Origin of the sequence: Bacillus sp. DB-2, from assembly GCF_003315125.1 — a bacterium.
Taxonomy (GTDB): domain Bacteria; phylum Bacillota; class Bacilli; order Bacillales; family Bacillaceae_G; genus Bacillus_A; species Bacillus_A mycoides.
Genome location: NZ_QNRN01000010.1, coordinates 46,672 through 68,962, shown reverse-complemented (window position 1 = coordinate 68,962; position 22,291 = coordinate 46,672). Strand labels below are relative to the sequence as shown.

Here is a 22,291-nt window from a genome sequence, read left to right as displayed (position 1 = left end):
CCATTTGCTATATAAAAATGATGATATAACTCCCTTAGCTTTTCAAAGTCTTTTATACTATGCGCAAGTTTTTTATCATACATAATTCTCTAATACGATAGTCTTATGAAAATTAACTTAGAAATGATGATTTTCATAAAACTATTTTTGGAGGGTAAATAAAATTTAAGCGGTTGGCTTACCATGTTTTAGAACAGATGACATTAGGCCTCGTAACGACAATCCTTCATAAACTAAAAAGGAATCAGAGGATTCGATTGACTGAAGGTGCATATATTCATTCAGATCAAGGATCCCACTACACAAGTCCTACCAATCAAAAGCTAGTCAAAAAGCTAAATCTTGGACAATCCATGTCAAGAAGAGGAAACTGTGGGGATAACGTCCCACAAGAATCATTTTTTGGTCATCTGAAAGATGAAGCACATAAAAAATCTTTCGTGTTCTTTGTTGAGTGGAATCAAGAGATAAGAAATATATAATGTACTATAATCACTATAGATATCAATGGAATTTGAAAAAGATGACTCCTGTTGGATACAGAAATCATCTTTTTGATGTTGCCTAACTTTTTTTCAAAATGCCCTTTACAAAGGATACAGGTTAAATGACTCCTTTTATATGGGGTAGCTTTATTATCGGAAACTTTACCTACTGAAATACTTTTTCAATGGTAGGCATAACAGCAATTGGTGGTAATGATGCAGTCCAACCAACTGCATATACGTTTAATTTTTCACCTAACTTGTAGTCTTCTCCATTGGAAACTGGAACTCTTAAAATCTTATTTTGAGAAACTAGATCCCACCAATCATGTTGATAAGCGAGCGCTTCATCTTTTGTAGAAGTAGCAGCAACGACTAAATAATTGTTATCTACTGAAATGACATATCCAGTAAAAGGTTCTTGTTCTTGTTTTTGAATAGAATGAATAGGTGTAGTGCCTACGGACACCTTACTAGAATCAGCAAAGGCTGGTGTTAATCCGAAAGTAAATCCACATCCTAATGTTAAAGCTGTTACGGTTGTTACTAATGTCTGTTTTTTTGTAAACATAATATATAGCCTCCTTATATTTTATCACTACACTATCAACTTTCAAGATATATACCTATAAAGCCTTTTAATATTAAGATGCTTAACAATTTTGTAACAAAAAAACCATAAATGTTAATATTATCTATTAATAGGAATGATTATGTGTTATAATTCACTAGGTGAACTATTTTTGTTCTTTTCATCTCTTGATGAATGGATGCCCGTCCTTAATTGTAAATATGTTTGATTTTATTGGTGAAGAGGGGAGAGATCCCTCTTTTTTTTACTTTATTAATATAGGATTCTATGTAATGAACAGAAAAAGAACCCTATAGGTTCTTTTTCCAGGCATATTAACAGTAAGGAGAGTAATGAAATGCTAATTTCAAATCTTTAGTAGGGATAAAATTTGAAAAAGCTTATCATGTTATTATTTTTACATATATGTAATATAAAGTGAATTGATAATATTTAGACTTATTATTACTAATATTCAAACAAGATAGTTAATACTATATTTATGGTGTTAACTATCTTGTTTGTTATGGAATACTTTAAGAATACAATAATAAATTTAAAATTGTTTTTTCTTTTTTGAATTTATTATTAGTTGCACACGATCAAAAAATAAAAATAATGAATAAAGACCCTGAAGAAAATACAGGGCTAGGGGAACGTATAGCTTTTTATCAACATAATAGTATATATATTTTGAGGGGATTACTAAGGGTTTTAACAAACTTAAGAACAGAAAGCCACCTGTTAATACTAGAATTATAAAAGCGTTAGGGTAGAGATTTAATATTTTTGTTAAAAAAGAATTGACTTCCATCTATGTTGTAACTAAAATAGTTACATGAAGTTGTGATCAATCCAGTTACAACTTAAACCTATTTAAAGTGAAAATTAGTTGTATATATTTAATTAAGAATGGTCGTCTGCATGTTGTCGCCCAATGTAGAAAGTTACTAACGTATAAAGGCTAATGTATATACCGAACTTTCGTATCTTCTATTTTGAAGCAATAATGTGCAGCACTATCTTTTGTTAAAGATCTTATCTGATCTTTTTTGGAAGGGTTAGTTTTGAAAAATATAGTAAGGTGGCTCAAAAAAGAACAAGATACTAAAAAAGAGGTACTTTTACAAACCAAAAAGTTGGCTGAGCATTTTAAGTGATAGCTGGACTGGTTAATAAAAATAAAGGTAGGAGATTTAAATGGAAACGAAACAAGAAAACCTTATATATGTATGGGACGCATATTGTGGATGGTGCTATGGCTTTTCAGAAAGTATTAAAGGATTTTACAAAAAACACACTGAAGTGCCGTTAACGGTTTTATGTGGAGGGTTATTTTTAGATAATTTACCAATGAAAAATTTCTCATATATAGAAGAGGGAAATAAAAGAATTAATCAACTTACAGGTGCAGAATTTGGCCCTTCATACCAAAAGTTGGTGGCAGAAGGTACTTTTAAAATGAATTCGGAAGATGCTGCAATGGGCTTTTCAGCTTTACGCTCATTAGCGCCAGACCGTTTGTTAGAATTCACTTCGGCTATGCAAAAAGCGTTTTATTATGAGGGACAAAGTCTAAGTGATCCTGAAACATACCGTAAGATTGCGATTGAGCTTGGTTTGAATCCTGAACAAGTATTAGAACGTTTAAACGCTCAAGAAACAATAATAGATGTCCAAAACGACTTCAATAAAGTTCGACAGCTTGGTATTAATAGTTATCCTTCTTTGCTTTTACAAAAGGATAATCAAATTATCCCTATTGGTGGCGGGGTAATGACCCCAGATAAAATTGAAGCGCGTTTTAAAAATTTATATTAAAAAATTTTAAGTTAAAGTATATAACATTTAACGTTTTAAAGAAGAATAGAAGTAGATGGACTTAAATCTTTCTGATATCAGTTATATTTTCAATTTGTTTTTGACGAGGGTCCAATTTTAATTTTACTAAAACTTATTAGCTTACGCCAACCCGACATTCATCTCCCACTTATTTGCTGGTGCAATCAAACCTTCACGGAAATTGAGGAGGGAGGAATTCTGGTGGGACAAGATAAAAATGTGTTTTCTATTCAATAACTTTAACAAAAAGGAGAATAACATACTATGTTTAAAACAATCGATACAAATCAAAAAGATGTGAAATTAACGGTGTTTAGTTCGGATGAAAAAAGTTTTATGGTAACTGCAACCTTGGTTGAGAAAGCAGGACATGCATTCTTAATAAATTCAAAATTCACCCAATCTGATTCGAAAGAAATTGTTGATTACCTCAAGAAAAATAACTTATCTTTAGAGAAAATCTTTATTATCCATGGAGATCCTGACTACTATTTTGGTTTAGAGGGCATTAAAGCAGTATACCCAGAGGCCATTGCTTATGCTACAGAATCTACTGTTGAACATATTGTTCATTCTGTCTTAGGTAAATTAAAAGTTTGGAAAGACGCTCTTGGAGAAAATGCACCAAGCAATGTGGTATTACCTCAAGTGTTTAGGGGTAAATCTATTGACTTTCAAGGCTTAACATTTGAACTTGTAGGCTTAGATAATTACAGAACTAGCTTATTTAATAAAGAGTTAAAACTATTAATTGGTGGTATTGATGTATTTAACGAAATCCATGTGTTCTTAGCAGATACTAGTTCAAAAGCAGCAATGGAGGCATGGATTGAGAACTTGCAAGTATTACAAGCGTTAAATGCTGACATTATTGTACCAAGCCATGGATCAATCGAAAAATCCTTAGATAATCAAGCGATTATTGCAACTATGGATTATCTAAGCACTGCAATTCAAGCTTCTGAAGAAAGTAACACTTCAAAAGATTTTGTGGCAAAGCTTGAAACAGCATATCCAGGCTATGCTAATAAAGGTGTATTAGAATTAAGTGCAAAAGTTGTAACAAAAGAAATGCCATGGGGTTAATGCTATGAATAAATATCAAAAACTATTACATGAAACGTATGTATTGACTGGTGAAGGGAAAATGGATGCTTTCAAAGCGTATTTAAATGAGAATGTATCTTGGACAGAAGCCGCTGGATTTCCATATGCAGGGACTTATATAGGTCCAGATGAAGTAGTGAAAAACGTACATGAACGTCTTGGGACAGAATGGAATGACTATAGTGCAAAGGATGAAATCTATGCATTTAATGATAAAACTGTAATCGTTTATGGAAAGTATAGTGGGACATATAAAGCAACAGGAAAATCATTTGTAGCAGATTTTTGTCATCTTTACGAATTTGATGAGAATGATAAGGTTAAAAAGTTTATTCAAATTGTGGACAGTGCAACTGTTAATGAGGTATTGAGTTAGAGTTAATCGTTTCTAACATACCTTGTATAAGGAGTAGTGTTAGGATAAACGGATTTTGCTAACATTACCCCTTATATCACATTTTGGGGAAGGTTTCTCCTTCTTCAAGTATGTTATGGAATATAACTTATATGATTAGAAGAGGTAGATGTATATGAAATTAGATAAAAATTTAATAATAATAATTATTTCTGTGTTTATTTTAGGAATTGTGTCGACTTTGATATTTCAAGCTTCCACAGGTAAAAACAAAGGTAACGCAATAAAGAGCGGGAATGTTGCATCAGTATCGAAAGATAATGTGACAGAAAAAGAAAAGAATAAAAAGATGGTAGTTGATTTCTATAATGAAGTTTTTAACAAACATAATATCGATATTATACCTAAATATGTAAGTGAAGATTATAAGCAACATAATCCTTTTGTGGCTGATGGACGAAAAGCTTTCATGGATTTCTTTAAGGAGGATTTTGTTAAAAACTCTAACTCTTCTGCAGAGATTAAACGTGTAGTAGCTGAAGGAGATACAGTTGCTCTTCATGTACATTCTCGTACTAATTCTCAAGATAAGGGAGTTGCTATAGTGGATATATTTCGTATAAAGGATGGTAAGATTGTCGAACACTGGGATGTAATTCAAGAGATTCCAAATGAAACAGCTAATAATAATACTATGTTTTAGATAGGAGATATATCTAATTATTATTTAATTGATAGAGATGTATAGAATTTAGAAATTTAGAGAAGTTATGTATATATGATTAAAATGAAGGGGTGTCCTAGTAGATATGGTACTAGGACATCTTTTTTTGCTTGAACTAGATTTGTTTAAATTAAAGGTTTGTTATTAGATTAGTGAACTACTCGCCACTTAGCAAAGCTTGAAGTGGGAGCTTCTCAGTTCCACGACGAAAGTACCCTTTCGTCTCCCTGAGCGTTACTTCGGGGTGTTCCACCCCTAGATGTCCAACGCTTGGACGCTCTTTTGGTACGGTTGATATTTTACGCAGGAACCGAATGGCTTGGTTTTCGCACTCTATTTTCTTCCTGCAACCTCATATATCAAGTTATCAAAGAACTTCATATAGCTAGTTTATCAAAAGTTTTTGGCTATGCCAAACCGAAATTCATCTCCCACCTACCGTTGGGCTACGCCCTTCACACGCTTGAGGAAGGAGAATTCTTTCGGGGAATTCGTTAAATTAAAATCATATTGGCTAACGTAAAGAATACCAATCATTTACTTCTCCTATCAGCACAAGTAAATGATTGGTATTTCTCATTAATATTGCTAAAACTGAACTACGAGCAGAATACTTTATTTCATTCTTTTTTCCCTTACAGTTTGATCTTGTAATCGCTGTTGTTCTTTTATCAGTCATTCCTACATAAGCGTTGGATATTTTGCAGGTTTGTCCAGACTGAAAAGAGCTTATTAAACCATCCATTATTCATGTTCTTCTTCATATATTTGTACCGCAATTTTTTTGTATGTGGTTAAAACTAGTTTTTAAGAAGCATATGTTTTAGCAACTGCAGAAATTCTTTATCACTTTTATCATCTTTTATGTAATCCTGTTCGTAGTTAAAAATCATTCGTACTAACATAAAAGCTGTAAGTGGTAATGGTACCTTATGCAAAGCTCCTTGCTGATAACCTCTTTCGAGCAAATTACTTATCATTTTAATTGCTTCTTCTTCAGACTTTTTAAAACAAGCTGTAATTTCAGGTGAATGGTACTCTTTATATTCTTGAAAGAGTGTAGAAACAAACGGATCTTGATGATATTCTAGGCTGATATAATGAAGGATTTTTTGTATTCGAAGTAAAACATCTTTTTCCTCTTTATATAAATCAAATAATTGTGAACGTATAAGCTGAATATGACGCATATAGCAGTCACATAATATTTCAGTTTTATCTGTATAGTAATAATAAATAGTACCTTTACCAACTTTAGCTTTCTTTGCAATTTCATCGACCGTTGTGTTACGGACACCACCCGTAGAGAACAGTATTGTGGCAGATTGAATGATTTTCATTTTTTTATTTTCTTTTTCTAATTTGATCATTGTCTACACCCTATCCTTGAAATATTTAGCGAAGTTTTCTTTCATTACATTCTGTATCAGTCCATTTGTAATTTTTTAACTCCTAATAGAAAGTCCTCTATTTGCTTCTTATAGAATAACATACACCATTCTCATTTCTAGTATATAACTATAATAGAATGCAACTTTATAACTTAGGATAAAAATGAAAGTTTAAGGTAATAACTTTTTAATCGGACGATGAGAATTCAAGTGAAAGGGGACAGTGATTTCTTTCTTGATTGAATTATTTGATTTTTTATTCAATTCGTTTTATTATATAAACATGACTAAAAGATGTTTTTAGTCGGATTTTTTACGGAAAACCGACTGATATTTAATTTTAGTCGGTTTCTATACTATTTGAGAGAAGGTAGACACTATGTGTGGAATTGCAGGGTGGATAGACTGGTCTAAAGACCTGTCTCATGAACAAGAAACGTTAAAAAAAATGACAGATGCTATCACTCACCGAGGGCCTGATGCAGAGGGGCATTGGCTTTCAAAACGAGCAGCATTAGGTCATCGACGTCTCATCGTCATTGATCCTGAAGGTGGCCTTCAACCTATGCTGTATAAAGATGGAAATGATACGATTGGCCTTACGTTCAATGGAGAAATTTATAACTATCAAGAATTACGTAAAGAACTTGAGGGGAAAGGTCATGAATTTCAGACAAAGTCTGATACAGAGGTATTACTACATGCTTATTTAGAATGGCAAGAAGATTGTGTTCAACACTTAAATGGGATTTTTGCTTTTGGTATTTGGGATGAAAGATTTGGGAAATTGATGCTTGGTCGTGATCATCTAGGTGTGAAGCCTTTATTTTTCGCTCAAAGAGGAAGCGCAATTCTCTTTGGTTCAGAGTTAAAAGTTTTGCTTTCGCATCCGCTTGTAAATGCAGAAGTAGATAAAGAAGGACTTTCTGAGGTATTTTGTCTTGGACCAACACGTACTCCTGGTCATGCGATTTTTAAGGATATACATGAAGTACGTGCGGGTCATTATATGACGTTTACCTCTAATGGTTCAAATACGACACAGTATTGGAAACTTGAAAGTAAAAAACATATAGATGATATTGATATGACAGTGGAGACAATCCGCTCCATTTTACAAGATACGGTTAAACGTCAGTTAATTGCTGATAGGCCAGTGGTATCTATGCTTTCCGGAGGTTTAGATTCAAGTGGTCTAACAGGTTTAGCAGGAAACGAATTTGGGAATAAAGGGGAACACCTTCATACATATTCCCTGAATTTCATCAATGATGAAAAAGACTTTGAGCAAGACTTCCTTCGTTTTGATCGTGATGAACCTTGGGTGAAACGTGTGGCTGAATATGTAGGAACAAAGCATCACTCTATAGAGTTGGGATCAGATAGTTTAATAGAGCATTTATTAATTCCAATGCGAGCGCGTGATCTACCGGGAGTTGGGGAACTAGAAACGTCTCTTTATTTGCTATTTAAGGAAATGAAAAAAGACGCAACAGTTGCACTTTCAGGCGAATCCGCAGATGAAGTGTTCTCAGGATATCCATGGTTCCATCAAGAGAAGTTTTTAGATGCAGAGATATTCCCTTGGAGTGTTAATTTATGGTATAGTACAGAAATTTTATCAGAGGATTTTAAAGAAAAGATTAGCCCTGAAAAATATCAAAAACAAAAATTTGAAGATGCGGTTGCTGAGGTTCCTTTTTTAGAAGGTGAAAGTGATCTGCAAATGAAGCAACGTCAAATGTCTTACATGTTTATTACACGTTTCTTGCCATTTATGCTAGAACGAAAAGATCGTACAAGTATGATGAATGGCTTTGAAGTACGAGTTCCATTTTGCGATTACCGGCTTGTAGAATACTTATGGAATGTTCCATTCGAAATGAAAAGCATAGACAATATTGAAAAAGGTATTTTACGTCGAGCTTTTGAAAATGTACTTCCAGAGGATGTACTTTATCGCAAAAAAAGTGCATATCCAAGCACAAAGGATGCTTCTTATCTACAAGGTATTAGTGATTGGATGTTACATGTGTTGAACAATCCTCAATCACCTATTTTACCATTAATAAATGTAGAAAGAGTTCGTGCTATTGCAGAAGGAAAAGACGAAGTAATTTCAGGTAATGATGCACGAGGTATAATAGATTATTTACTTCAAGTTAATAGTTGGCTTCAGGAATATAATATTAAATTAGTATGGTAGATGTAATTTTCAAATAAAGAGAATAGCTGAAACATCAATGACCTAAGTGAACCGCACCTCAAATGTATTAGATAGTTATCTAATACTTGGAGGTGCGGTTTTATTATTTTGGGGTAACTAGTTCTTTTAGCATAATAGCGATGTGTTAGTTCTAAAAACTCAATACTATTATAGTTGGTCAAGAACATGAACTAGACATCTAATTATTTCAGAGGATTTCTCGATTTGCTCTGGATCAAAATCTGAAAGGTTCGCATTAAGAATATGTTTTAGTTTTTTCTCTCTTTCTAAGTGACAGTTTAAACCACTAGGCGTAAGTTGGACATTGACAACTCTCCGGTCGTTATTTGAACGAACACGCTCAACGTAACCAGCCTGTTGTAATCCATTGATTAATTGAGTAATACCAGCGGCGGTAGTTTCTGCTCGATCAGCTAATTCTTTGACTGACAATTCGCCTTCTTCAGCTAATACTTTAAGGGTTCGAGCATGGACCATTGAAACTGCCCCTAATGTACGAGTAGCTCGCCCTCTTAAACGTCCATCGGCTGCAGTCAGACTATATATAGCCTGACTAAGTTCGTCTATCGCAGTTAACTTATTTGAAGAATTTTTCATAACATCACCATTTTCCCGTTAACTAAGTACTTAATTATATGGTGTTAACATTAACATATGAAAAAGAGTAGAGTCAAATTAAGTAGAGACTGGCTATTCATTTTCCAAGCAATATTATATATGCTCACCTTAAATCATCAATAAAATAATAAGACGACTTGGTTTGTAGTCTTGACAAAAGTATATATTATACTTCATTATTTTAATTAAGTACTTAATTGTTAAGTACTTAATTAAAAAACGTAAAGGATGATTATTATGACTCAACGTTCACAATCTCAAGGATGGGCTTTAGATATAGCCCTTGCACTTGGTGGGTTTGATGCTTTGCATCCTGAAGCAAAGGCAACTATGGAACAGTTAGGACACGACCACACTGATTTTGATAAAGTTTTTTCTCAAGTAAAGAGTGGAGCAATGATACCAAAAGCATGGGCGACGGTTGCTTCTCAGGCTCAAGAACGTGCAAAACATTATGAACAAAAAGGATTTACAGTTACTGCCCGTGATTTGTATCAGCGAGCTGCTGTTATGTGGGGACGTGCACAATATTCATATTTTAATGATGATCCACGAAAGTTAGCGTTTCGAGAGCGTTGTAACGAATGTGTGGCAGCTATTTCGTCACTTGGAGGGGGAACGGTACAACGTATAGTATTAGAATTTGAAGGCAAACAGATATATGCACTACTTCATTTACCTTCAGGTGAAATTCGTAATGCACCAGCAGTAATATTAGGCCCAGGTATGGATATGATTAAGGAAGACTATATACAGATTGCGCAACGCTATTATACGTCTCGTGGTATCGTAGCTCTATCAATTGAAGGACCAGGTCAAGGTGAATCTGTATCAGGAGGTCTAAAAGTTGATTTGACTAATTACGAACGCGCCGTTAGTTGTTATATCGATTTTCTATCCAAACGACCTGAGGTTGATTCAAATCGGATTGGATTTTTTGGTATCAGTATGAGTGGGTATTGGGGGATGCGCGCTGCTGCGAGTGATAATCGTATAAACGCTATAGCCACTTTTGAAGGTGTATATGGTGAATTTGATACCATCTTTAACAGAGCTCAGCCGAGTTTCAAAGCCAATTTTATGTACATGTCTGGTTACACTGATGAAGTTGCTTTTGAAAACGAGTTGAGTAGACAGATGAACCTGTGGAAATTGGCGCCAAAGATTACTTGTCCAGTCTTCATGGGAATAGGAGAATTTGATGAACTTACCCGTTTGGAAGAAGCATTAAGTCTTTATGAGTTTGTAGAAGCACCAAAGGAGATACGCGTCTATGAGAATGAATTTCACCCGCTTGGTGGAGTAGCTGCAGAAATTTTTCGTTTTGGTGCAGAGTGGGTGGAACTTGCACTTGAAGGAAACTTTAAAGCTAACCATGATGAGCGTTATTACATGCATCGTGATGGGGGTGTTACTGAAGGGACAGCTTTTCCAACTTATTGGCTTGGTACTCAACCGGAGGAAATTAAAGCACGCAAAAAGTGTAATAAATTAAACGCTTGTAATAATTAACAAATTTATACTGATTAAAAAAGAAAACAACAAAAATAGTATGTAGCTTTTTTACACTATTTTTGTTGTTTTCTTCAAATTTTTAGACTCCTCATAATTATGGACATTGATGAGGATATTCAAAGTGCGGAAGACTTCGAATTGCTGAAAAATACGGAGGAAAGTTACAGGAAATGTTAAGGGATTTATAATTTTATCCTATTCCTAAAGGCGGATTGAATTCCTGCATAGGCTTTCCAGTATCACTGAATTTGTAATGAAAAGTTGTGAACAATTGAAAAAATAATGGTTGAAATAATGAAAGGTGAGAAGGAGTTTATTTCTAATAAGCGAAATATTATATTGTAATGTTTTATCCTAAATTATTTGTAAAGGTGGATACATAATGACAGTAAAGAAGCTTTATTTCCTCCCAGCAGGTCGTTGTATGTTGGATCATTCTTCAGTTAATAGTACACTTACACCGGGTAAACTACTAAACTTACCTGTTTGGTGTTATCTTTTGGACACAGAAGAGGGACTTATTTTAGTAGATACAGGTATGCCAGAAAGTGCTCTTAATAATGAGAATCTTTTTAAAGGTACATTTGTTGAAGGACAAGTTTTACCTAAAATGAATGAGAACGATAGGATCATAAATATTTTAAAGCGTGCCGGATATGAGCCAGAAGATCTTCTTTATATCATTAGTTCTCACTTGCATTTTGATCATGCAGGAGGAAATGGCGTTTTTACAAATACACCAATTATTGTGCAGCGTGCTGAATATGAGGTAGCACTCCACAGAGAGGAATATTTGAAAGAATGTATATTGCCGAATTTAAACTATAAAATCATTGAAGGGGATTATGAAGTAGTGCCAGGTGTGCAATTAATATATACACCGGGACATACGCCAGGGCATCAGTCATTATTAATTGAGACGGAAAAATCAGGTCCAGTGTTGCTAACTATTGATGCATCATATACGAAAGAAAACTTTGAAGATGAAGTACCGTTTGCTGGATTTGATTCGGATTTAGCTTTATCTTCAATAAAACGTTTAAAAGATGTTGTTAAGAAAGAAAATCCGATTATTTTCTTTGGACATGATATGGAGCAAGAAAAGGGCTGTAAAGTGTTCCCAGATTATTTGTGATATAGCATATAAAAAGTCATAGGCTCGTTTGAGGTGACCCCCGAAAGTTAGCTCATGACTTTTTGTTTTGAGGTGTTATAAAATTCGTAAGTTGATGGGCATGGGGTAATAATATGAATTGGAGGTTCCTTTCTAAGAGTAGGGAGTCTCTTTGATCTTGCTACCGATAATCAAATGATATGTTAATTAGATTTGATTATTGTATGCATCGTTTTTTCTTCAATAAATATTAAGTGATAAACTTCATATGTAGTATATAAGGAGATTATCTCATGGGTTATTTGCAAATATTAGATGGAGAGTATAGGAATATTAAATAATTGTTCAGCTTTTGAGATGCTTTGAGGGAATTTAGCACCTTACGCTAGCTTTGCTGCTTTTCTAGCCTCTTTAGCCTCCAGTAGACCTAATCCAGTTATGTATTGGGGAAACGGTGAAGAAATAGAAACTTTAGTTGATAGTGAATTTTTATCTTAATGTGGAAGAAAAACAGTTTTGGAAGGTGCTCAATTATATACCATATTCATTGGCAAGAGGGAGAAAAAAAGTAAAGAATCATGAATGAAAAGGGGGGAATATACTATATTACGACAAATGAAGCCTTTGTATATGTGAAGTAGAAAAAGTAAAAGATCACCTGTAAAGGGTGGTTGAAAATTGGTCTTACTATTTATTTTTTTAAGCTCTTTTTAAGAGTTCAACTATTTGTACTAGCTATTCTATAGGAGTGAGGTTTAAAGCAGGAAAATAAATTTCGGTATTATATGTAATGAATTCTTCTTTTTCATGAACAGATAAACCACTTTGTAGGATAGCTGTAATAATAAAACTACTATTTTATAGGAATACATTTCCGAATAATCTATTACCATCAATTTAATATTTTTCAAGTTTCCCAAAAACTGAAGTAATTACTAAAGTCTTTATAAGGAAATAGAAAGCTTTTTAATTCTTGACTAATATCCTCTAGATTCCCATATATATTATCTGCGGCTAAATTAATTTCCTCATTAAAATTATATAGCTGTTCATCTACATAACTGAATCCCTCACAGCAATTATTATGTATCAAATTAGATATAAATGGTTTTATTTTCAATACATTTTCTTCATTTAGGATAAATTTATCCCATAACAGCCCCAGTATTATTTTTACTGGTAATTTTTTATCATACGTTCCTTTTACGTTTTTTAATTTCGGTACGATGTCAACCAACTTATCATTACTAGATAGAGAAACTTCTATAATTTCAATAGAAGGGCTATCTAATGCTTCAATTGTCTGATCAGCCCAATCAATTATTTCAGTTTTTGAAAATAAACCAATTTGTAACCCTATACTCAGAACCTCAGCTATTATTTTTATATTAGCCATATATATAACTCCTTAGATTTTTTGATAATTATACATCGGAGTAACCTGAATTTCAAAAGGTTGTTGCTAGTATGTAGTAACTAAAGGGATTTTTAAACCTAGGATATCTCCACATTGTTATCAAGCTAAAAAACAAAATCTCTCCTAAAACGAAAAAAATGAACAAAATAATAAAAAAGGCTCATTTCTATTTCTTTTTTAGATTCCATTTCTTAGTAAGAAAACTTAGTAGATGAAAAGGTTAGAATGCACAATTAATTGGGAGATAAGTACGAGTAACTTTGAATCTCTTGAACAAATAGTTCTAATTTATTTTAGGGTGTATTTTGTTTTGTTAGGTTGATAGCGATGTGGCGGTAACCCATGCACATCAATTTAAGAATTCAGAATTTCCCCGAAACGAAAAAATGAGGTTTTTTGTCACAAGTTAGCACAAAATTATGTTTGGTTATTTGCTTTCTTAGGTTGATGAAGACATGTTGCTACTCCTGTAAAGATAGTAGAGGGTACTACAATGAGAAATTCTCTAGTATCTTATTGTGGTACCAAGCATAACTTGACAAGTAACTAATAAATTATGCCTGTTTTGTATAATTTTCGCAAAATCACTTTGACTCATTAATTATTATCATTATAAAATAATATAAGGATATATCTTACTAGCAGTTATATGTTTAGGTATATCCTTTTTGTAATTATAAGGAAGAAATTCAAGTTAAGACTGAAACAATAAGTTAGGAAAGCTAAACTGACGCAGCAGACAATGTAAAAACTCATGAAGGCCTGTCTATTGTTGAAGAAAAGAATTACTAAAAGAAAAAGGGGATAAGTTTAAAATGAGTATTAATAAATCATTTAAGGGTATCGCAATAGCAGGGTTAAGTGTTAGTTTCATGCTAGTAGGTTGTACATTAAATACATATGGACTTACACAGTCAGAGTATAGAAAAGTAGATAAGTATTATGATGCAGATAAAATGGTATCTGACCTAAAGAAATTGCACTATAGTGATGAGCACATTGAAAACCAACTAAGAAACGCATTGTCTAGAATTGAGTATGAAAAGGGAAGTAAGGAAGAGGAATCAAGTAGTAAAGAAAGTAAATCAAATGTATTAGACACGGAAGTTGAAAAGAAGGTAAAGGTATCTGAAAATGATTACCCTTATCGTTTGACTGAACTGCACTTAGAATTCCAGTATCATTTGAAAAAACTAGAAAAGAAAACTGATGAATTATTTACAGAAAAGAGTGTCTACATAGGTGAGATAGATTCTTTAATTAGTCACATTAGTTTGGATATAAACCGTTTTGAAAAAATCAAGCCACCTACAAAGTATGAAGACTACCAATTCTTAATACAAGAAGGGGTAGAAGAGATTAGAAAACACCTAATAAAAGTAGAAGATGCAGTTAGACAGTATGATGACCGTAAGTATGATAGTGAATATAATAAGGATAAAGCAAAAGAAATCATACAAACCGGTATGTTTGGGATAGATGATGGTGTTTCTAAATGGGAGACAGTATTTAAGGGGATAAACGAGAAATACCCTGATATAGAGCAAGAGGTAAAGGAAGAGAACCAGAAACATGCGAAAGAGGGTCATCGTGAGGATGATTTAAATGAAAAAGTTAGTGGTTCAGAAGTTGATAAATACAAAGCAGCCATCATAGGAAATACAAATAAGATGGATGAAGTTATCAGACTGATACAAGATATAGGACATTCAGATGTAAAGGATTATGAGTCAAAGAAAAGTGAAATCCAACTGAGTTTGGATATGGCAAAAACACACGTAAGAGACATGAAATACCTTGAGGCACCTAAAGAGTTAGAAGTTGAACAAGAAAAGATAAAACAGGCAATGGATAATTACTGGGATGCTCTGCGATTACTTTCAGAAGCATTAGAAGAACAAAATGATAGTAAGTTGGAACAGGCAAATAATAAAGCAGAACAGGCAATGAAACTATTTAAAAAAGCAACTGAGAGTATTAAAAGTAAAACGAACTAATCATGAGAATGGGTGTATGGCGGTAGCCCTATTGCAAATTAACAAATAAAAAAAGGTAAGATCGGAGCTAGGATCTTATCTTTTCACAAAAAAGAAAAAAACTTAAGGGGTCTTCGGGCGACTTGAATTATTTTATAGTAAAGTATATTAATTAATAAAACAAACTATACAAATAATTTATTATACTTCTGTGTACTCTTGCTGATATAATGTTTAAGGTAATTATTGGCTAATTAGTAATACATATATGTTATATTAGGGGGATACATAAGTAATGTTAGATGCTATTTTTGCAGTTGTAGAAATACTCTTAGGTTTTTTCGCATTTATAATAGCTTTATTTGCTTATCTCTTTTCAACAGGAGAAGAAAAGCGACAAGCAAAAGAGGATTTAAAGGAGCTTTCTAAAACTGCTCTCATCCCATTTGTTGTGTTTGTAATCGTAATATTATTTTTTGTTATTAAGGTGATTGATCATGATAATAAAGTTGAACAAGAACAACAAAGGCTACATGAAGAGAACTACCAACGCTACCATAATGATAGTAATTCTAATCTTGATAAAAATCTGGAACAAGATATTAAATAATATAGGTAAGAACCTCGTCATTTCCATAAGATGGCGAGGTTCTTACGCATAAAGAAAAGACACCCTAAGGTGCTTTTCTAATAGTTTTTTAGCAGAAGCAACTGCATCCAATAATGATTAAAAGTATAAAGAGTACAACGAGTAAAGCAAAGCCTCCAGCAAAACCGCAGCCTTCGCCGCAACTACCACCATATCCCATAATAATAGTTCCTCCTTTAGATAAGAGAAAAAGACTAGGGGTCATTCCATGTGTTTTAATGGGTTCACTTTACCTTATGTTTTTACGTATGAATTGAGCAGGTCCTTTTGAAAATAAGGGAGAGATCATTTAATGTGCTTCCCCGGAATATTGATTACCCATTTTCTAAAAAACAAAAAATTTAATTATATTAATAATAAGATTATTTAATATAATGTATTAATCCTAACAGAAGGGAGGATTAGCCATGCAATTAGTTTGTTTTAAATTAGTAAATGGTCAATACTTTTTAGTTGTAGAAGGTATCGAGATTCCTGCGCCAATTCCAGCGTTTGCTGCAGCTTTATTAATTGGTTTAAGAGTAATCCCGCTTTGTTCTTAATTTAAGGAATTCCAAACGGCACTAACTTTCAATCGATAAACCCTTAAGCATATGAATGCTTAAGGGTTTTCTATTAATAAAAAAAGACGCCATAAGGCGTCCCCACAATTAGGTAGATAAAACTTTAGTTTTCCAATTTAAAGAAATTTTGTATCAGCTCTTTGAAAGTATATCATAATATCTGATTGGCTTATTATGCATTATTACATACTTTTATCAAATCCTCTATTTTCTATTTGATAAAATAGAATTCTAATATTACTAAAAATCAAATAAATATTTCTAAAAACCCAAAATATTTAAAAGGATAACAAAAGTGATACATTTAAGGTGCAAATTATAAAAAATATTAAAGGGGGAAAAAGCAGTATTAAAAAAGCAATTATAAGCGGTGGGCAGTTATACAAGTTATATGAACCTGAATTTTGTTGAAAAAGGATACTCATTTAAGTGTACTTTTTCTGACTTGGACCAACTTAATTTTAATAATATGAATGTTGGATACAGATCTAATATGGGTATATTGAAAGGAATTACCAAGATTGCTTTAGGTATCCTAGCATACAGTATAATCTTATTATTTAAATGAATTGTATTACCTAAGCCAAAGGGTTGAAAAACGTATTTAAAATTGTAATACCTTTGCAGAGATAATAAAGTTATCTAATTAAAGCACCTGTTCGTTAAAGTGAGTTTTTCAACAGATTACTATTTTAGGGTGAACTTTGCAATGTAATGATACGGGGGCATTTGTCAATTGAGTTTTCAGAAGGATTTAAAATCGTATATCTAAAAAAATGTAAACATATATATTTAAGAGAGAATTAAACTTCAAAGTATAACTATAAAATGTGCTGGGTGTACTGACACATTTATTACTGGAAAAACAAACTATTTAAGAACAGTGCTATCAGATACTACAATTGTACTGGTCACGTTAATTATTTCTCACTTGTAATAGCTTATAATAACAGGGGGAATTGTAGTGTTTTGATATGTATCTGTTTCACTATATTAACTATTATTTCATCGGGCTCCTTACTGAAATAATGAAGAATCATTATTTGTTTATTCTGATTTCTGGAAAAGTTTTAATAGATTCATGCTGAACAAATATACTTTTTAGGAAGAGGAGAGATTATTGATGGATAATCAATTACTATATCAACAGCAAAAAAGAGAAAAGGCACTCGTGATTGGAGCTGGTATTGCAGGTTTGCTTACTGCACGCGTGCTTTCCAGTTATTTTGAGACAGTGATAGTTGTTGAAAAAGATGAGTTACCTCAAAAACCATCTCAACGTCCAGGTACACCCCAAGACTTTCATCCTCATCGTGTATTACCACGCGGAGAAATAATTATGAACCGTTTCTTTCCTGGATATGTTGATGATTTATTAAATCTAGGGGCCCATAATGTCAAGAATGATAAAATGATTCGATTTTCTCCTTATGGGGCACTTGAACTAGTTATAGAACGAAAAGGTGCAGCGAGCAGTCGAGCGTTGTTAGAATGGACAATCCGCCAACGTGTACAAGAAATTCCTAATGTACATTTTCATTCAAAGCAAGCGGTGACAGGTCTTCTAACTTCGTCTGATCACAAGCGCGTTATTGGAATCAATATTCAAGAACGAGATGAATTAAAAACAAAGCGAACTGTGTTAACTGATTTGGTAATTGACACATGTGGTCGTCAATCTAAACTTAATAAATGGCTTACATCTATGGGATATGATGTTCCAGAACCAGAACGTTTAAAGGTGAATTTTGGATATAGCACGAGATATTATAAAGTACCCCCACATATCAAAGAGAAATTGAGTGCAATTTCTGAAGGAGATCCTGCTAAAAGCGTTGGTGCTGTAGGACTATTATATATTGAAGATAACATAGCTCAAGCGCTACTATTTGTTGCTGGAGGTACGCACTATCCGCCAACCAATTCAAAAGAATATGAAAAAGAACTGGATTCATTAGTTACCCCTATGATGAGGGAGTTAATCAAAGAGTTAGATCCAATTAGTGTCCCAAGAGGATTTAGAGCGCATGAATCAACTCGTCAACATTTTGAACAAATGGAAAATTGGCCATCTGGATTATTAGTGTTAGGTGATGCTTTTTGTAACTTTGATCCCATTTATGGACAAGGGATGACCGTAGCCGCCATTGAAGCTGAAATGTTAGATACTTGTTTAAAAGAACATTCTACTCATAAACCCGGATTCGAACGCAAAGTGCTGCAACGTATGCAAAAGGCTATTGAGCCGGCATGGTGGTTGAGTTCAATTGCGGATTTACGTTGGAACGGTGTTGAACATGTAGGAGCCGTTCCACTAAAAGGTGTGAAATTTGCACAGAAATATTTTGATTTATATCTTAAACAAGCTTTGAAGCAAGCAGATGAGGGTAATTCATCCATGCTTCAAAAATATATAATGATGAATGGGCTAGTCCATTCACCTCATGAAGTGATTAACTCAGATATGTTAAACATGTTAATCACTGGAGATAAGTCTTCGGAAGAGAATGAACTTTTAGACGAACTTGGAGCAGCAGATAAGAGACCACTGCAAGAAAGAATACATGAACTAATCCCTTCCTTTACATTAGCTTTTGAGAATAGCATTCCAAATCTATTCTCTTCCATTTCAATTTCTAATGCCAAATGAGGAAAAGGTAGTACAAATCAATGAATATTTGTATTAGATATACTCTAATTTTGTATATCTTACACACTATATCAAAGAAGAAACATAACCTCTTATTTTCTGCAGGTATATGTTTCTTTTTATCATTTTAGCCAAGAAGACTCCTTCCTTAAGGAACGTGAAGGGTCACAGACCAGTGGGTAGGTGGGAGAGGAGGAATCATCTAATATATATTGGATGATACTTTTTTATTTTATGAACAAAAAGGATATTGAAAGGGTCTTGATATGAATATCAAACCCTTTTCAATATGTATAATTATTTCACTGCCTCTTTTAATTCTTTTCCAGCCTTAAAAGCAGGTGCTTTTGAAGCCGCGATTTGCATTTCTTCACCTGTTTGTGGGTTACGTCCTGTACGTGCAGATCTTTCACGTACTTCAAATGTACCAAAACCAAGAATCTGTACTTTCTCTCCATTTGCTAACGCATTTGTTATTGTATCTAATAACGCTTGTGTTGCTGCAGCAGCATCTTTTTGTGTAAGTTCAGCTTTTTCTGCTACTACTTTTGTTAATTCTGTTTTATTCATTTTCTGCACCTCTTCATATGTAATTAGGTGACTATTATAACGTGTGATTACTCATGATGCAATTATACTGTACATAGGAAAAGCCATAGCAAGAGCTAGAGGACAATTTCTGTGTAAAAGGCATAAGAAGGATATTAATTATCGCGCTAAACTCTGTTCATATTTCTTTACATCTTCCAAAGTTTTAAATATTAACACATCAAAAACTCCTTTTTCATTCCCACATACGACAACAAAACCATCTGTCGCTTCCAAAACTCTACCGACGCCACCATCTGTAAGTGTAATACTGGTGAGATGTTTTACGTTCAGTTTTTCTTCTTTTCGAATGTAAGTAGTTATGGGTGTTCCTACAGGAAATGCGTCTGTGATCTCTTTTGTTGTATATGTGCCATCATCTACTGATTGAGTTTTAGTTGTAATAGAATCAGTTTGAGTGGCACATCCTGTTGAACATATTAAAAGAATTCCAGTAATAATACTTACACAAGCTGTTTTTACCATTAACAAAATCCTCCTATAACTGTTCGTATTGTCAACCCATTTAGGGTAACAAATTATATATACGAAGTTTGTTGGTTTATGTGAGTCGTAAATTAACAAAGATACAGGTATTTTGCCAGAATGTGTTTCAAACAAAAGAAAAGACACCCAAAGGTGCCTTCCTGCGACTGGAACCATCGTAATATGGTATTGAGTGCCAACCCGATTATTATTTTACCAGATTAAGTAATTTGGGTTGTTGAGAAATATAATTCAAATCTATATTTTGTTTATTTTTGCTTCGTTAGCTTTTTTGTAGTGGATTCTTCAATCTGTTCAGATTTACTTTTAATTTCATCGGTTATTGCTATCTTGCTACCCGGGCGCACACAATAACAGTATTTGTTGCACCAGAACCGAAGAGAAAGATGATTAATATTTATTTTTTGTTACTAATTTATCCAATACGGAAGAATCTTAAGTAGCGATATCAATCTATTTATCCATAAAAAGGCTGTTTTTACTTCATAACTTACTTGTACTTTGCTATTATGTCTTCTCGAGTTTGTACACAATATACTGTATTTTTTGCACTCATAATTACGATAGAATGTAAATTTAGTTTTTGTATCGGATCTGTATATTTAACGATGTATTTCTATGGAAAGAATATTCCTATAGATTGAGATGGGATGCGACTTTTAATTACTATATTTTGATTTATAAATATTTATGATTTGTATTTTGTTATTTTCGGCCGGTTTAAACTTATTTAGTAGATTTGAATCATTTAAAATAATTTAAATTACGTTTATTGTATTAATCTATCAACGTAATTTATTATTGATAATAAATATAAATATCAGGGAGGGATATTAGTATGGCTTTTGAAAAATATTCTGAATACACATGTGTGAATTTCAATCTTTTAAATAAAAATTTGAACACCAATCAACAAGGATTATATTATTCTCAGTGGAAGAAAAAATATGATAAGATTCTGGCAGATAACAATGCAATCATAGAATGGGATATTAGAAGTAGAAAAGCATTGAAAGAGATAGCTACATCTGCAACTTTCTTTAAAGAAGCTGAACTGGTTAGAAAATCTAACTGTTATTCAGCATATTATTTTCTTTGTAATTATTCACTGTTCCATGCTATGTTATCAACACTGTATTTAAATTGTGAAATTGAATTAGAAAAACTAATAAACATTTCTCACAAAAAGGTTCAAAGTATATTTGTTAGTACTTATAGAACTAAAAATAATCCTATTATTTCAACTGATATAAATAAACATTTTACTTTGTTAAAGTCATTACGAGAATATTATTCGTACTCAATGCCTATGAACGAATTTTTCCCCGATTATGACTTTGAACAACCAGGTACTTTTTTGGAAATAGATATAAAACAATGTTTCCAACTTACTAGCCTTCATTCCTTAATATTATCAAATAGTTGCCTAGGGGAGCACAAGGTAATTAGAACAAATGAGTTAAGTCAAAGTGAATTACATATGTTTAGAGGTTTATTTGAAAAAGTTAATGCAAAAAAACACCCACTAAAAAATTACTATATATTAGACCCGGCTGATAAAAATGTATTAGATGAGATGTATCATTATGGGTTTAAAGTCGAACATATAAACTTGGACATAGATCATTTCATAGATGAATTTAAAACATATCAATCGGGCCATGATAATGAAAATAGTTTATCCATAAGTGAAATTGATAGTTTTTTTTATAGCACGTTAATATAAAAAAGCATTTGAAGAAAAAGGACCGTTGAAGACGGTCTTTTTTAATTGGATATGATTATTTGGAAGTTTCAAGAGTTTTTAGTGACGTATATCTTTTTTAGGGGAAACTGCAACAGGTTATACGTGAGGAGAAATTTATTTCACTTAAAGAAAAAGAGTATTAAGTACTTTTAGTACAATTTATATTCAGTAGGAACAAGTAATCTATACTTAGATACGTCTCCTTGTAGAATATAAAAATCACCTGTATTCGTATTTTTGTCGTA

19 protein-coding genes and 2 pseudogenes are annotated in these 22,291 nt (G+C 32.9%); 13 read left to right on the top strand and 8 right to left on the bottom strand.

What is annotated here, in order from left to right:
• Positions 1-173: 173 nt before the first annotated feature.
• A pseudogene (locus DET63_RS17785) lies at positions 174-568 on the top strand (IS3 family transposase); the annotation flags it as partial.
• 83 nt (positions 569-651) lie between these two features.
• Here the strand turns inward: DET63_RS17785 and DET63_RS17780 are convergent.
• Complete coding sequence (locus tag DET63_RS17780; protein ID WP_113937353.1) at positions 652-1,056, bottom strand: DUF3221 domain-containing protein; 405 nt, start codon at positions 1,054-1,056, stop codon at positions 652-654.
• Between the two features lie 1,200 nt (positions 1,057-2,256).
• Here DET63_RS17780 and DET63_RS17775 point away from each other — a divergent pair.
• The 4 genes from DET63_RS17775 (at position 2,257) to DET63_RS17760 (ending at position 5,063) form a co-directional block, all read left to right on the top strand.
• Positions 2,257-2,877, top strand: a complete 621-nt coding sequence (locus tag DET63_RS17775; RefSeq protein WP_113937352.1) for a DsbA family protein — start codon at positions 2,257-2,259, stop codon at positions 2,875-2,877.
• A gap of 285 nt (positions 2,878-3,162) precedes the next feature.
• Entirely contained in the window at positions 3,163-3,984 is an 822-nt protein-coding gene (locus DET63_RS17770) for an MBL fold metallo-hydrolase (RefSeq protein ID WP_113937351.1), read from the top strand.
• A 4-nt stretch (positions 3,985-3,988) separates the two neighbouring features.
• A complete protein-coding gene (locus DET63_RS17765; RefSeq protein WP_085313303.1) occupies positions 3,989-4,381 on the top strand; it encodes a nuclear transport factor 2 family protein in 393 nt (130 codons plus the stop codon).
• Between the two features lie 154 nt (positions 4,382-4,535).
• Positions 4,536-5,063: a nuclear transport factor 2 family protein gene (locus DET63_RS17760; protein ID WP_113937350.1), complete on the top strand. Its 528-nt coding sequence runs from the start codon at positions 4,536-4,538 to the stop codon at positions 5,061-5,063.
• Positions 5,064-5,601: 538 nt separating this feature from the next.
• Here the strand turns inward: DET63_RS17760 and DET63_RS17750 are convergent.
• Together DET63_RS17750 and DET63_RS17745 are read right to left on the bottom strand one after the other, a co-directional pair.
• A pseudogene (locus tag DET63_RS17750) lies at positions 5,602-5,829 on the bottom strand (IS4 family transposase); the annotation flags it as partial.
• Positions 5,830-5,884: 55 nt separating this feature from the next.
• A complete protein-coding gene (locus tag DET63_RS17745; protein ID WP_113937349.1) occupies positions 5,885-6,454 on the bottom strand; it encodes a TetR/AcrR family transcriptional regulator in 570 nt (189 codons plus the stop codon).
• A gap of 400 nt (positions 6,455-6,854) precedes the next feature.
• Between DET63_RS17745 and asnB the strand changes: the two genes are divergently transcribed.
• Positions 6,855-8,681 carry an asparagine synthase (glutamine-hydrolyzing) gene (gene asnB, locus DET63_RS17740; protein WP_113937348.1) on the top strand — a complete coding sequence of 609 codons (1,827 nt, stop codon included), beginning with the start codon at positions 6,855-6,857 and terminating at the stop codon, positions 8,679-8,681.
• A 168-nt stretch (positions 8,682-8,849) separates the two neighbouring features.
• Here asnB and DET63_RS17735 read toward each other — a convergent pair whose 3' ends face one another.
• Positions 8,850-9,299, bottom strand: a complete 450-nt coding sequence (locus tag DET63_RS17735) for a MarR family winged helix-turn-helix transcriptional regulator (RefSeq protein WP_000798525.1) — start codon at positions 9,297-9,299, stop codon at positions 8,850-8,852.
• 258 nt (positions 9,300-9,557) lie between these two features.
• Between DET63_RS17735 and DET63_RS17730 the strand changes: the two genes are divergently transcribed.
• Together DET63_RS17730 and aiiA are read left to right on the top strand one after the other, a co-directional pair.
• Entirely contained in the window at positions 9,558-10,832 is a 1,275-nt protein-coding gene (locus DET63_RS17730; protein WP_113937347.1) for an alpha/beta hydrolase, read from the top strand.
• Positions 10,833-11,217: 385 nt separating this feature from the next.
• On the top strand, positions 11,218-11,970 hold the full coding sequence (gene aiiA, locus DET63_RS17725; protein ID WP_113937346.1) for a quorum-quenching N-acyl homoserine lactonase AiiA: 753 nt from the start codon (positions 11,218-11,220) through the stop codon (positions 11,968-11,970).
• 886 nt (positions 11,971-12,856) lie between these two features.
• Here the strand turns inward: aiiA and DET63_RS17720 are convergent.
• Positions 12,857-13,345, bottom strand: a complete 489-nt coding sequence (locus DET63_RS17720; protein WP_113937345.1) for a hypothetical protein — start codon at positions 13,343-13,345, stop codon at positions 12,857-12,859.
• 836 nt (positions 13,346-14,181) lie between these two features.
• On the opposite strand from DET63_RS17720, the gene DET63_RS17715 reads away from it, so the two are divergent.
• Together DET63_RS17715 and DET63_RS17710 are read left to right on the top strand one after the other, a co-directional pair.
• Positions 14,182-15,363: a DUF7018 domain-containing (lipo)protein gene (locus DET63_RS17715; RefSeq protein ID WP_113937344.1), complete on the top strand. Its 1,182-nt coding sequence runs from the start codon at positions 14,182-14,184 to the stop codon at positions 15,361-15,363.
• A 274-nt stretch (positions 15,364-15,637) separates the two neighbouring features.
• On the top strand, positions 15,638-15,952 hold the full coding sequence (locus DET63_RS17710) for a fucose 4-O-acetylase (protein ID WP_113937343.1): 315 nt from the start codon (positions 15,638-15,640) through the stop codon (positions 15,950-15,952).
• Positions 15,953-16,040: 88 nt separating this feature from the next.
• Here the strand turns inward: DET63_RS17710 and DET63_RS17705 are convergent, their stop codons facing one another.
• Positions 16,041-16,151, bottom strand: coding sequence for a YjcZ family sporulation protein (locus DET63_RS17705; RefSeq protein ID WP_000540371.1), 111 nt, complete (start codon positions 16,149-16,151; stop codon positions 16,041-16,043).
• 247 nt (positions 16,152-16,398) lie between these two features.
• Here DET63_RS17705 and DET63_RS30700 point away from each other — a divergent pair, with 247 nt between their 5' ends.
• Both DET63_RS30700 and DET63_RS17695 read left to right on the top strand, forming a co-directional pair.
• Complete coding sequence (locus tag DET63_RS30700) at positions 16,399-16,533, top strand: hypothetical protein (protein ID WP_258550636.1); 135 nt, start codon at positions 16,399-16,401, stop codon at positions 16,531-16,533.
• A gap of 1,144 nt (positions 16,534-17,677) precedes the next feature.
• The gene (locus DET63_RS17695; RefSeq protein WP_113937342.1) at positions 17,678-19,204 is read left to right on the top strand and encodes an FAD-dependent oxidoreductase; all 1,527 of its coding nucleotides are present in this window, start codon (positions 17,678-17,680) and stop codon (positions 19,202-19,204) included.
• 297 nt (positions 19,205-19,501) lie between these two features.
• Here DET63_RS17695 and DET63_RS17690 read toward each other — a convergent pair whose 3' ends face one another.
• Together DET63_RS17690 and DET63_RS17685 are read right to left on the bottom strand one after the other, a co-directional pair.
• Complete coding sequence (locus DET63_RS17690) at positions 19,502-19,774, bottom strand: HU family DNA-binding protein (protein WP_001043941.1); 273 nt, start codon at positions 19,772-19,774, stop codon at positions 19,502-19,504.
• 138 nt (positions 19,775-19,912) lie between these two features.
• Positions 19,913-20,278 carry a hypothetical protein gene (locus DET63_RS17685; protein WP_113937341.1) on the bottom strand — a complete coding sequence of 122 codons (366 nt, stop codon included), beginning with the start codon at positions 20,276-20,278 and terminating at the stop codon, positions 19,913-19,915.
• A gap of 859 nt (positions 20,279-21,137) precedes the next feature.
• On the opposite strand from DET63_RS17685, the gene DET63_RS17680 reads away from it, so the two are divergent.
• Entirely contained in the window at positions 21,138-22,025 is an 888-nt protein-coding gene (locus DET63_RS17680; protein ID WP_113937340.1) for a hypothetical protein, read from the top strand.
• Positions 22,026-22,291: the final 266 nt, after the last annotated feature.